This is a genomic window from Streptosporangium pseudovulgare, assembly GCF_014648055.1.
GTDB classification, from domain to species: domain Bacteria; phylum Actinomycetota; class Actinomycetes; order Streptosporangiales; family Streptosporangiaceae; genus Streptosporangium; species Streptosporangium pseudovulgare.
The window spans coordinates 399,289-411,878 of the sequence record NZ_BMQJ01000002.1 but is presented as its reverse complement, the minus strand read 5'-3'; the positions used below and the strand labels follow the sequence as shown (position 1 = coordinate 411,878).

Annotated in this window: 8 protein-coding genes; 3 read left to right on the top strand and 5 right to left on the bottom strand. The window is 75.9% G+C overall.

Annotated elements, in window-relative coordinates; all coding sequences use genetic code 11:
• Positions 1-52: 52 nt before the first annotated feature.
• On the bottom strand, positions 53-619 hold the full coding sequence (locus tag IEZ10_RS05620) for a YbhB/YbcL family Raf kinase inhibitor-like protein (protein WP_189245374.1): 567 nt from the start codon (positions 617-619) through the stop codon (positions 53-55).
• Between the two features lie 120 nt (positions 620-739).
• Between IEZ10_RS05620 and IEZ10_RS05615 the strand changes: the two genes are divergently transcribed.
• Positions 740-4,291 (top strand): AfsR/SARP family transcriptional regulator, encoded by a 3,552-nt coding sequence (locus IEZ10_RS05615; RefSeq protein WP_189245373.1) that lies wholly within the window; start codon positions 740-742, stop codon positions 4,289-4,291.
• On the opposite strand, the gene IEZ10_RS05610 is transcribed toward IEZ10_RS05615, so the two are convergent.
• From IEZ10_RS05610 to IEZ10_RS05590, 4 genes are all read right to left on the bottom strand, one after another.
• Positions 4,251-4,487, bottom strand: a complete 237-nt coding sequence (locus IEZ10_RS05610; protein ID WP_189245372.1) for a hypothetical protein — start codon at positions 4,485-4,487, stop codon at positions 4,251-4,253. The two genes, IEZ10_RS05615 and IEZ10_RS05610, sit on opposite strands and share 41 nt — an antisense overlap.
• Before the next feature lies 1 nt (position 4,488).
• The gene (locus IEZ10_RS38705; RefSeq protein ID WP_229810979.1) at positions 4,489-7,962 is read right to left on the bottom strand and encodes a DEAD/DEAH box helicase; all 3,474 of its coding nucleotides are present in this window, start codon (positions 7,960-7,962) and stop codon (positions 4,489-4,491) included.
• 234 nt (positions 7,963-8,196) lie between these two features.
• Complete coding sequence (locus IEZ10_RS05595) at positions 8,197-9,006, bottom strand: ABC transporter permease (protein ID WP_229810978.1); 810 nt, start codon at positions 9,004-9,006, stop codon at positions 8,197-8,199.
• The gene (locus IEZ10_RS05590) at positions 9,003-9,989 is read right to left on the bottom strand and encodes an ATP-binding cassette domain-containing protein (protein WP_189245371.1); all 987 of its coding nucleotides are present in this window, start codon (positions 9,987-9,989) and stop codon (positions 9,003-9,005) included. The genes IEZ10_RS05595 and IEZ10_RS05590 overlap by 4 nt, the downstream gene beginning before the upstream one ends.
• Before the next feature lie 223 nt (positions 9,990-10,212).
• Here IEZ10_RS05590 and IEZ10_RS05585 point away from each other — a divergent pair, with 223 nt between their 5' ends.
• Together IEZ10_RS05585 and IEZ10_RS05580 are read left to right on the top strand one after the other, a co-directional pair.
• The gene (locus IEZ10_RS05585; RefSeq protein ID WP_229810977.1) at positions 10,213-10,782 is read left to right on the top strand and encodes a PH domain-containing protein; all 570 of its coding nucleotides are present in this window, start codon (positions 10,213-10,215) and stop codon (positions 10,780-10,782) included.
• A complete protein-coding gene (locus tag IEZ10_RS05580) occupies positions 10,779-12,590 on the top strand; it encodes a PH domain-containing protein (protein ID WP_229810976.1) in 1,812 nt (603 codons plus the stop codon). The genes IEZ10_RS05585 and IEZ10_RS05580 overlap by 4 nt, the downstream gene beginning before the upstream one ends.

Here is a 12,590-nt window from a genome sequence, read left to right as displayed (position 1 = left end):
CACACCCAACGTGAAGAATCGGTAACCATCAATACCTCCGGTGTTCGGCGCATCACTGGATGTGCCCCGCGGTCAGCCTGCCCCAGGCGATCGTCTTCTCCGCGATCGCCTTCAGCGTCCTGCTGAGCGGGGCCCCCTTGCCGAGGTGGATCTTCCCGTTGAGCGCGTAGACGGTGAAACGATAGCTCTGCCCGCGCCGGCACGGCGGGGCGTAGCCCACCTTGCCGCTCGTCGTGCTCCCCTCCACCGCGCCCACCGGGACGCTCTTCTCCGCGACCTCGTTGGTGCGCGGATCGATGTCGAACACCACCCAGTTCACCTCGCCACCGGCACGCGCGTTGTTGTCGGCCACGATCGCGACCGACTTCGTCCCGTCCGGCACCCGTGACCAGCGCAGCGGCGGGTTGCCGGACGATCCCTTGCACGAGTAGTCGGACGGCAGGACCGCGCCGTCCCGGAGGCGGGGACTGGAGACGCTGATCGGCTCCAGTTGCAGCCGATCGGCGGACGCGATGCTGCCCACCATCCCGCAGCCGGAGGAGACGACGACGAGCGCCGCGGCGAGTGCCGTCGGTACGGCCCGCCGCGGGCGGCGCGTAGACGTGTGCGGCTGCCCCATGCCCGATGATGCTACGCGGATCTGGAAGATGCGCAGACCGGATCGCGAGGTTCCATGGCGCGGAAACACCCGGGAATCGGACAGAATCAGAGCATGGAGGGGGTGCGGGTGGACGGGAAAATGACCTTCACCATCCTCGGATCCCTGGAGGTCCGCCGGGGGGACGAGCCGGTGGAGATCTCCGGTTCGCGCCTGCGCGCGCTCCTCGTCCTGCTGCTGCTCGACGCGGGCCGTACGGTCCCGGCCGGCCGCCTGATCGCCGGGATCTGGGACGACCGCCCGCCGGCCGCGGCGGGTAACGCCCTGCAGGCGCTGGTCTCCCGGCTGCGCGCCGCGCTCGCCGCCGAACGCGGGATCGTCGAGGCCGTCGCCTCCGGCTACCGGCTGGCCGTCGAACGCGACCGGGTCGACGCCCACCGGTTCACCCGGCTGACGGCCGAGGGCCGCGCGGCCCTCTCGGCGGGCGCCCCGGCCGAGGCCGCGGCCGTCCTGCGCGCCGCGCTCGGGCTCTGGCGCGGCCCCGCCCTGGCGGACCTGGCGGACCCGGCGGGTGACGACGCCGCGACCGTCGCGACCGCCACGGCCGCCCGGCTGGAGGCCCTCCGCCTGGCCGCCGTCGAGGACCGCGTCGAGGCCGACCTGCTGCTCGGACGGCGGGCGGAGGCCGCCGCCGAACTGCCCGGTCTGATCGCCGCGCATCCGCTGCGCGAGCGGTTCCACGGCCAGCTCATGCGCGCCCTGTACGGCGCGGGCCGCCGGGTGGAGGCCCTGGCCGCCTACGAGGCGGCCAGGGCGGTGTTCGCCCGCGAGCTGGGAGCCGACCCCTCACCCGACCTGGCCGGACTGCACCTGGCCATGCTGCGGGGGGAGTGGGCCGAGAAGCGCGCCGGGCCTCGCCCGGCACGGGTTCCCCCACCCGGCGGGGACTTCCCGCCGGCCGGGCCGCCGCCCGCGGGGATCCCACCGCACGAGGGACACGGGGGAGAGGCGACGACCGGGGCTTCGCCGTCCCCGCTCGCCGGTGGCCCCGCACCCGCTGGTGACTCCGCGTCCGCCGGTGACCCCCCGCTCGCCGGTGACCCCTCGCCCGCCGGTGAACCGGCCGCGAACCGCCCCGGCGGTGCGCGGCCGGGCAACCTGCGGGCCAGGCTCACCAGCTTCGTCGGCCGGGAACGCGAGGTGGCGCGCACCGCCGGTTTCCTCACCCGCCACCGGCTGGTCACCCTGACCGGCCCCGGCGGCGCCGGCAAGACCCGGCTGGCGGTCGAGACGGCAGAAGCGGTGACGGCCGAGGCGACGGCCGGGATGACGGCGGCGGCGGAGGCGGCGGCCGGGATGATGACGGCGGAGACGGCGGCGGCGGAGGCGGCGGACCGGCTGCCCGACGGGGCGTGGCTGGTCGAGCTCGCCCCGGTGGCCGAGCCGTCGGAGGTCCCGCAGGCCGTGCTCTCGGCGCTCGCGGAACTGGAGCTGCGGAACGGCCCCGCGACCGGGATCCCCCAACCCGGCGGTGTCCCGGCGCCCGCCCGCCGCGACCCCGTGACCCGGCTCGTCGCGGCCCTGGCCGGGAGGCGGCTGCTGATCGTCCTGGACAACTGCGAGCACGTGGTCGAGGCGGCCGCGGCGCTCGCCGAGCGGCTGCTCGCCTCCTGCCCCGGGGTGCGGATCCTGGCCACCGGCCGCGAACCGCTGGGCATCACCGGCGAGCTGGCCTGGCCGGTGCCGCCGCTGGACCTGCCGCCGGACGGCGCGGACCCCCGCGAGGCCCTGGCCTATCCCGCCGTCCGCCTGTTCGCCGAGCGCGCCGAGACCGTCCGCCCCGATTACCGCCCCGAGCGGGAGACCGCCGCGATCGTGCGGATCTGCCGCGAGCTCGACGGCATGCCGCTCGCCATCGAGCTCGCGGCGGCCCGGCTGCGCGTGCTGTCCGCCGGGCAGATCGCCCAGCGGCTCGACGACCGCTTCCGGCTGCTGACCGGCGGCAGCCGTACGGCGCTGCCGCGGCACCGGACGCTCCGCGCGGTGGTCGAGTGGAGCTGGGACCTGCTGGACGGCCCGGAACGGCTGCTGGCCCGCCGCCTTTCGGTCTTCGCCGGGGGCGCCGCCCTCGGCTGCGTCGAGCGGGTCTGCGCCGGGGACGGGCTGGCGGAGGCCGACGTGCTCGGCGTGCTGGCCCGGCTGGTGGACAAGTCGCTGGTGGTGGCCGACGAACACGGCGCCGCCGTCCGCTACCGGATGCTGGAGACCGTCCGCGCCTACGCCGCCGAGCGGCTGGCCGAGTCGGGCGAGGAGACCCGCGTACGGCTGGCGCACGCGGTGTTCTTCACCGAGCTGGCCGAGGCGTCCGACCCCGCCCTGCGGGACCGCGGGCAGGTCGCCGCCCTCGCCGGGCTGGCCGCCGAGCACGACGACCTGTCGGCGGCGCTGCGCTGGGCCGTCGAGGAGTCCAGGACCACCCTGGCGTTGCGCCTGGCCGGCGCGCTCGGGTGGTACTGGTGGCTGCGCGGTCACCGGGCCGAGGGGGCCCGCCGCGCCCGCGAGGCGGTCGGGCTGCCCACGGGCGATGAGGACCCCCGGCTGCTAGCCCTGGCCAGGGCCGCCTACGGGTACAACGCGCTGAGCTCCGGTGTCATGCTCGACGCGGCGCGGGCCGCGCTCGACGAGGTGGTACGGCTGGCCCGCGAGGAGCTGCCCCGCCCCTGGCACCCGTCGGTCGCGCTGGCGGGCACGGTCGCCGCGCTGTTCGGCGGCGGGCCCGTCGGTGAGCCCGACTTCGGCGAGATGTTCGCCCACCCCGATCCCTGGGTGGTGCACTCCGCGCATCTGATGCGCGGGGTGGCGCATCTCGGCGCCGGCCGGGTCACGGAGGCCGGGATGGACCTGCGGGCGGCGCTGGACGGCTTCGAGCGGATCGGTGACCGCTGGGGCACCGGCAACGCGCTGGCCGGTCTCGCGGAGCTCGACCTCCTGCACGGCGAGTCCGCGCGGGCGCTGGAGCGGGTGCGCGAGTCCATCCGGCGGATGGAGGAGATCGGCGCGATCGACGAGGTCACCTTCATGCGCGGCCGCCTGGCGGTCGGGCTCCACCTGGAGGGAGAGCGGGCGGCGGCGGAGGAGGCCCTGGAGAAGGGCCTCCTGCGGGCGCTGGAGAGCGGCGACCGCATGACCGCGGTGCCCCAGCTCGTCGCCCGGGGCGACTTCGCCCGCCGGGACGGAGACCTGGAGCGGGCCCGGCTCCACTACGCCGAGGCCGCGGGCCTGCTCGACCGCGAGCCCGTGACGCCGCCGCAGCTGTACGCCGTGCTCGACACGGCGCTGGGACTGCTGGCCGAGCAGGAGGGCGACCTGCCCCGGACCCGGCGGCTGCTGGGCACCGCGCTCGCGAAGGCCGTGGAGAGCCGGGAGACGGCGCTGCTCGTCCCGGTCCTGGTCGGTTTCGCCGGGGCGGCACTGACCGGCGGCGACCCCGGCGCGGCCGCCGTGCTCCTCGGCGGGGCCGCGGCGGCCCGGGGGACCGACGCGGTGGTCGACTTCGACCACGTGCGCGTCACCGAGCGCGCCGTGGCCGCGCTCGGCCGCGAGGAGTTCTCCCGGCGCCACGAACACGGCCGCGCCCTGCCCCGTGAAGAGATCATCGATCTGGCGACCCGAGCTCCCGGTAGGGCTTCCTGAGCAGGTCGACCAGGGGGATGTGCCGTACCCGCACCGCCGGGGGCTCCAGCATCCGCAGCAGCAGGTCCGCGGGGGCGGCCGCGGCCGGCCGCGGCCGCAGGCGGTCCAGCGGGACGCCGGGGGAGTAGAAGGCCGAGGCGGGCTCGCCGAGCTCGCCGAACTCATCGAACTCGCTGAAGGGTTCCGCGGACGCCACGTCAGCTCACCGCCCCGGGGCCGAGGCGGAACAGCTCACGCAGCTGGTCGGTGGACAGCTCGGAGATCCAGTCCTCGCCGGTGCCCACCACGCTCTCGGCGAGCGACCTCTTGCGCTCGATCATCTCGTCGATCCGCTCCTCAAGGGTGTCCACGCAGATGAACTTCCGCACCTGCACATTCCTCGTCTGGCCGATCCGGAAGGCCCGGTCGGTCGCCTGGTCCTCCACCGCGGGGTTCCACCACCGGTCCACGTGGATCACATGGGAGGCGGCGGTCAGGTTGAGGCCCGTCCCGGCCGCCTTGAGCGACAGCAGGAACAACGTCGGCTCGTCACCGCGCTGGAACCGCTCCACCAGCTCCTCCCGCCGGCCCCTGGACAACCCGCCGTGCAGCCACAGCACCGGCCGATCCAGGCGGGCGGCCAGATAGGGGCGCAGCAGGGCGCCGAACTCGGCGTACTGGGTGAAGACGAGGGCGCTGTCGCCCTCGGCGAGGATCTCCCCGGCCAGCTCCTCCAACCGGGCGAGCTTCCCCGACCGCCCGGCCAGTCGCGAGCCGTCCCGCAGCAGATGGGCGGGGTGGTTGCAGATCTGCTTGAGCTTCGTCATCGCGGCCAGCACGTTGCCGCGCCGCTCGATGCCCGCCGAACCGCCGATCCGGCCCATCATGTCGTTCACCACGGCCGTGTACAGCTCCGCCTGCTCCGGGGTGAGGGTGCACCAGACCTTCATCTCCTGCTTCTCCGGCAGGTCCGTGATGATCGACCGGTCGGTCTTGAGCCGCCGCAGCACGAACGGCCCGGTGGCCCGCCGCAGGGCCGCCACGGCGTCCTCGTCGCGCCGGGTCTCGATCGGCTCCTGGTAGCGCTCGCGGAAGCGCCGGGCCGGGCCGAGGAGACCGGGGTTGCAGAACTCCATGATCGACCACAGCTCCGACAGCCGGTTCTCCACAGGGGTGCCGGTCAGCGCCAGCCGGGTGCGCGCCGGGATGGCCCGCACCGCCCGCGACTGCCGCGCCGCGCTGTTCTTGATCGCCTGCGCCTCGTCGCAGATGACCCGCTCCCACCTCAGCGCGGCCAGCGCCCCCAGGTCGCGCAGAGCCGTGCCGTAGGTGGTGATGACGAGGTCGGCGTCCCGTACGGCGGCGGGCAGCTCGTCGTCCCGCCTGCGGGAGCCGCCGTGGTGGACGTACACCCGCAGCGACGGGGCGAACCTGGCCGCCTCCTTCCGCCAGTTGCCGATCAGCGACATCGGGCAGACGAGCAACGTCGGCCCCGGCGCTCCTCCCACGTCCCCGGTGACCTGCCCTTCGGCGTCCCCGGCCGTTCGCTCGCCTCCGGTGACCCGCCCGGCCGGCCCCTCCGCGTTCCGGGCCGCCGGCCCCGACGCCCCTCCCGCGTCGCCGGCCGCCCGTTCGCGCTCGGACAGCAGCAGGGACAGGGCCGACACCGTCTTGCCGAGTCCCATGTCGTCGGCCAGGACACCGCCCAGGCCGAGGCCGGACAGGAAGCTCAGCCACGACAGGCCGCGCTCCTGGTAGGGGCGGAGCGTCCCGCGCAGCGCGCGCGGGGTGGCGACGGGGGTGAGCCGGCGGTCGGCCTCACCCGACAGCAGGTCGCCGAGCGGGCCGTCGGCGTCGACCGCCACCAGCGGCAGATCCCCCTCGCCACCGGCGGCGATCTCGCGGATCATCTCGCCGAGGGTCGTCTCACCGCCGCCTCGCCGCCCGACGACCTCCAGCGCCGCCTTGAGCTGCCGGTCGTCCAGCTCCACCCACCGGCCGCCGACCCGGGCCAGCGGCACCCTCAGCCCGGCCAGCCGCGACAGCTCCTCCTCACCGATCGTGTGACCGCCGACGGCCGCCTCCAGCCGGAAACCCACCCGGTCACTCAGCCCGGCCCGCTCCCGGCCCTCCGTCGCGCGCACGGTCAGCTTCAGGCCGAGGCCCTGACGGCCGGCCCACTCCGGCAGACGCACGACGTGTCCGGCCGCCGCCAGCGCCGGCGCGCCGCCGCGCAGGAAGGAGAACGCCCGCGCCGTGTCGATCTCCATGACGGCCGGCTCGGGATCGCGCAACGCGCCGTGCAGGTCGGGATGGAGGCGCACCGCCCTGGCCAGCTCGGCCCGCAGGACCTCCCAGGGCCGCTCGGGCAGCCAGGACGCCCGCTCTCCCACCCGGATCCGGTCGGCGGGCAGGTGGTCGGGCTCGCCCGCGTCACCGGAGCCCGGACCGCCCTCGCCGCTCGCGCGGCCGGCACCGTGCGTACGGCCCGCGCCGTCCGCGCCGCCGGTCCCCGCGTGCTCCGCGGCCACCGCCGGGGCGAGACCGAACTCCACCTTCCACGGGTCGTCCTCGCCGGCCGGCTCGACCAGCCGGAACCAGGCCCGGACCGGGCCGTCCAGCTCGTGCGCCGCCGCCGACCAGCCGCGCAGGGCGTCGCCGAGCGCCGCCGCCTCGGCGGGCCGCGCGCCGGGCAGCGAGGCGTCCGGCGCCGTCAGCGCGTGCAGCCAGCGGTCGGCCAGCGCCGTTTTACGCCCCGGCCGGGCGCCGACGATCAACCGCTCGGGCAGCGCCGCCCGGGCCGCGCCGTCCACCAGGCCCTCCAACGCCTCCCCCAGCACCTCCGCCGCCGGCCGCTCCCCGGGCAGCGCGCGGCAGACCGGCGGCATGGCGGCGGCGAGGTCACGGAACGCGGCGGCGTCGGCGCCGATGAGCACCGGACGCCAGCGGGCCGCGTGACCACCGTCCTCCTCGACCAGCTGCGGCAGGATCCGGCCGCGCCGTACCAGGCTCCGGGCGTGCTCGGCGACCACGGCGAGGTAACGCAGCGACAGACCCGGCTCCCAGGACGTCTCCTCCGCGTCCCCGGACGCTTCCGGCCCGTCTCCGGGCGTCACGCCCCGGTGCCCGGACGCCGCGCCCCCGTTCCCGGCGGGATCCCCCCCGTTCCCGGGAGTCTCCCGCGGGCCGGAGGCGGTCCCGGAGTCCTCCTCGCCCGGCTGGGGGAGGGCTTCGAGCAGGGCGAGCGCGGCGTCCGGGCGGAGCAGCAGCACCGGTACGAGCCAGGTGGAGATCCGGGGCCCGCGCACCGAGCCCTTCAGGCCGGACTCGGGTGAGGGCAGCGGCCGGGAGGCCGACCCCGGCAGCCGGATCGTCGCCCCGGCCGCCTCGGCCCGCGCCGCGACGGCCGCGACGGTCGCGAGGAGTCCCCCGGAGCCCTCCGTCCCCGGCTCGCCCGCCGCTACGGAGAGACCCCCGATCCCCTCGCCCCCCGGGATCTCTCCGGTCGCTCCGGAGCCCCCGGCGCCGAGCGCGGCGGCCAGCGCGGCGGCGGAGGCGGCGAACGGATGCCGTTCGGGCGCGGCCCCGGAGGACGCGGCGCGCCCCCGGGAAGCGGGGGAGTGGCCCCGGGAGACGTCCTCCCCCCACAGCGCCAGCCGCCCGCCGTACCAGCCACCGTGAACCACCAGCACGCGATCACTCCGTTCCTCGTTCGTCACTCATGCTCTCCCGGAAACCCGCAGCCCGGGAACCGGCAGGGAATCCGCCGGGAACCCGCCGTCCGGGAACCCGCCGGGAATCCGCCGGGGATCCGCCGTGAACCCGCCGGGGATCCGCCGTCCGGGGACCGGCCCCGGCGCCGCCGTCCGTTCCGCCTCCGCGGGGAGCCCGGACCTCCGCGGGGAGGCCCGACCTCCGCGGGGAGGTCAGGCCCGGCCCCGGAAGGCGCGGACCGCCAGCGGGGCGAACACCACGACGAATCCGGCCGACCAGGCCAGCGCGACGAGCGCGGGCGCGGCCACCTCACCGCCGATCAGCAGACCGCGGATGGCGTCGGCCAGATGGGTGACGGGGTTCAGGTCGGCCCAGGTCCGCAGCCAGCCGGGGAAGGTTCGGGGGTCGACCAGCGCGCTGCTGGTGAACGTCAACGGCATCATGATGGAGAAGGCGAACATCTGCACCTTCTCCGGGTTGGCCGCCCTGAGCCCGATCAGCACCGACATCCACGACATGGCCAGCACGACCACCACCAGCAGCGCCAGCGCACCCAGCACGCCGAGCACGCTGGTCTCCACCCGGAACCCCAGGACCATGCCGAAGCCGACGAGCAGCGCGAACGCCCACGCCTGCTTGAGGGTGTCGGCGACGACCCGCCCGGACAGCGGCGCCGTACGGGCGATCGGCAGGCTGCGCAGCCGGTCGAAGACGCCCTTGGTGATGTCGGTGTTCAGGCCGACCGCCGTGGACAGCGTGTAGAACAGGGCGTTCTGCACGAGCAGCCCCGGCAGGGCGAACTGCAGGTAGTCCCCCGTCGATCCCGAGATCGCCCCGCCGAACACGTAGGTGAACAGCAGCAGGAGCATGATGGGCTGGATGCCCAGGTCGATCAGCTCCCACGGGTTGTGCTTGATCTGGACCAGGCTGCGCCAGGCCAGGGTCGCCGTCTGCGTCAGCGCGGCCACCGGGCCGACCCGTCTCGCGGGGGCCGTCGTGGCCGTCATGGTCGCCGTCGTCACGCGAGGGCCCCTTTCTTCTCGGGCTCGGGCTCGGTCTCGGTTCCGGCGGTCTCCTCGGCGGGATGACCGGTCAGGGCCAGGAACACCTCGTCGAGGCTCGACCGGCGCAGCGTCAGCTCGGCCGCGACGACGCCGAGGTCGTCGAGCCGCCGCACGACGGCGGGCACGGCCGCCGGGTCGCGCACGGAGGCCACGGCCCTGCCGCCGGTCAGTGCGGGGGGCTCGCCGATGACGTCGCCGACGACCTGGGAGACCAGCGGCAGGTGGTCGTCGCGGAGCGGCCGGACCTCCAGGACCCGCGCCCCCGTGGTGGCCTTCAGCTCGTCGGGGGTGCCGGAGGCGATCACCTTGCCGTGGTCGAACACCACGATGTCGTCGGCGAGCTGGTCGGCCTCCTCGAGGTACTGGGTGGTGAGCAGCACCGTCACCCCGTCGGCCATCAGGCCCCGCACGACGTCCCACAGCTCGGTGCGGCTGCGCGGGTCGAGACCGGTGGTGGGCTCGTCGAGGAACAGCACCTGGGGCCGCCCGACCAGGCCGGCCGCCAGGTCCAGGCGGCGGCGCATGCCGCCCGAGTACGTCTTGGCCGCGCGTCCCCCGGCGTCCGCGAGGGCGAACCGGTCGAGCAGCTCGCCGGCCCGCAGCCGGGCCTCCGCCCTCCGCAGGCCGAGGAGGCGGCCGATCATCACGAGGTTCTCCACACCGGTGAGCATCTCGTAGACCGCGGCGTACTGGCCCGTCAGGCCGATCATCGACCGCACCTCGTGGGCGTGGTCCACCACATCGAACCCGCCCACCGAGGCGCTGCCCCCGTCGGGGCGGAGCAGCGTCGCCAGGATCCGTACGGCGGTGGTCTTACCGGCGCCGTTCGGCCCCAGCACGCCGAGCAGCCGCCCCTGGGGCACGGCCAGGTCGACCCCGTCCAGCGCCCGAGTCTTCCCGTACAGCTTCACCAGGCCGCTCGCCTGGATGGCATATCGCATGGCCCGCCCTTCTCGTCGTCCCGGAGGGCACCACGATGCACCGGGCCGCTGACATCCCCCTGATCCCGCGTCCGGCAGGGAAAGGGGCCGCTGACATATCGCTGACACGGCCCGCCAGCCCGCCGGCCCGTCGGCGCCGCACGTGCCACCGGCGCCGGACGCCCGCGGCCCCCTCCCGGACGGAGATCCGCCAGGGACGGAGCGACCCCTTAGGCTGGGCGGTGTGAGCGACCGAACCGAGCGGCGCGGTGACACCGCGGGAGCCGGATCCCTCCCCGGACGGGTGCCGCTGCGGCCCCCGGCCAACCCGGTGTCCCGCAAGGCCATCGTGATGTGGCTGCTGGACGGGCTCTTCTGGTCGGTGCTACTGGTCGGCGGCGCCTTCCTCCTGTCCGGGTGGATCGGCGACGGCCGGTGGTCCTGGCTGCCGGAGTGGCTGGCCGACGGCGCCGGATGGCTGCCCGCGCTGACGGCGGTGCTCGTCGTGCCCGCCGCGCTCGCCGAGCCGTTCTGGCGCTACGCCGTGCACCGGTGGGAGCTCAGCGGTGACGTGGTCTACGCCCGCTCGGGGTGGATCGACCGGCAGTGGACGTTCGTGCCGGTCAGCCGCATACAGACGGTCGACAAGAAGCAGGGCACGCTGGAGCGCGTGCTCGGCCTGGCGACGGTGGACATCCGCACCGCCTCGCACGCGGGGTCGTCCACGATCAAGGGCCTCGACTACGGCGTCGCGGCCGCGCTGGCCGAGAGGCTCGCCCAGCGGGCCGAGGAACTGAGGGACGACGCCACGTGACCGGTCTCCCCGGCCCGCCGGACCAGCCCAGGGACCAGCACGCCGACCCCCACGCCGACCCCCACGCCGACCCCCACGCCGACCCCCACGCCGACCCGCTCGCCGGGCCCTCCCCGGAAGGTCCCGGCCCGCGGGACGCGCCGGGACCCCGCGCGTACGGGCCGCCGCCGGTCGGGCCGCCGGTGGGGCTGCCGCCCGCCGGGCCGTCCCTGAGGCTCAGCCCCCGGGTGCTGCTGACCGAGCCGATCCGGACCCTGCCCTCGCTCCTGCTGCCGCTGACCGGCGTCCTGTTCCTCGGCGGGTTCTCGTCCGGTTCGTTCGGCTGGGCGGCCTTCGGCCTGGTCGGGTCGGTCCTGTACGCCGTCGTCCGCTGGGCCACCTTCACCTACCAGGTCATCGGGGACAGGCTGGAGCTCACCCGCGCCCTGATCGGCAGGTCGGTGCGGACCATCCCGCTGGAGCGCATCCGCGGCGTCGACGTCAGCAGCCCGCCGCTGCACCGCCTGCTCGGACTCGCCGTACTGAGGATCGACACCGGTGCCGGCGGGGCCAAGCAGGAGGGCGAGCTCGACGGGGTGACGCTCGTGGAGGCCGAGCGCCTCAAGGCCGCCCTGCTCTGGCACGCCCGTGCGCGGGCGGCGCGCCGCGCCGGGGCCCGGGGGACGGTCGCCGCCCACGGCGGCGGTCCCGCAGGGGCGGCGGTCACCGTCCCCGCCGGGCCGCTCCCGGGCTCTCCGGCGCCCGCCGAGCCGGTGCCCGCCGGGCCGTCGCCGGTCGCGGCCGTCCCGCCGACGCGTCACCGGACCGGGGAGGCGCTCCCCGAGCGGGTGCTGTTCGTGGTGCCCCGCAGGTGGCTGGCCTACGGTCCCCTCTCCGGCTCCTACCTGCTGACCCCGTTCGCGTTCGTGGCGGGCGCGGCCGGCCTGGCGTTCCAGTGGGGTTCCGAGCTGAGGATCGACGGCAGGATCGTGGTCGGCGCCGGGGAGTGGCTGTGGGGTCACCCCCTCCTCCTCGCGGGCGCGCTGGTGGTGCTGGTGCTCGCCATGCCGGTGCTCGGCGCCGCGATGTACGCCGTGTTCAACTGGGATTTCACCCTGCGCGCCAGGGACGGCTACCTCGTCGCCGAGCGCGGCCTGCTGACCCGCAGGAGCGTGTCCCTGGAGCGGCGCAGGGTGCGCGGGTTCGAGCTGGTCGAGGGGCTGGCCGAACGCTGGGCCGGGGTCGCCCGCGCCTGGGCGATCGTGACCGGGCTGGGCGACTCCGGGACCCGGGGGCAGCTGCTGTCCGCGATCCCGCGCCGGACCGCGCTGGACGTGGTGCGCGAGGCGGTCGGCCCGATCCTGACCGGGTTGCGGCCGCACCCGCCGGTCGCGCGCCGCCGCCGCCTGTTCCGGGCGGTCTTCCCCTGGCTGGTGACCGCCGCCTGCGCCGCGGTCGCCGCCCGGGCCTGGCCGCCGCTGTGGTGGGCGGTGGCGGTGGCCCTCGTTCTCGCGGTCCTGGGCGTCCCCCTCGGCCTCGACCGCTACCGCTCCCTGGGCCACACCCACGAGGGAGGGCGGCTGTCGGTCCGCTCGGGGTCCCTGCGCCGCTCGCAGGTGGTGATCGAGGAGCGCGCCGTGGTCGGCTGGACGCTGCGCCAGACGTGGTTCCAGCGGCGCGCCGGCGTGCTGACCGTGGTCGCCGGGGTGGGGGCGGGCAGCGGAGGTTACGCCGCGATCGACGTCGGCGAGGCGCAGGGGGTGGCCTTCGCCGCCGAGGTCACGCCGGCCTGGCTCGCCCCGTTCACCGAGGACGACCCGCCCTCCTGA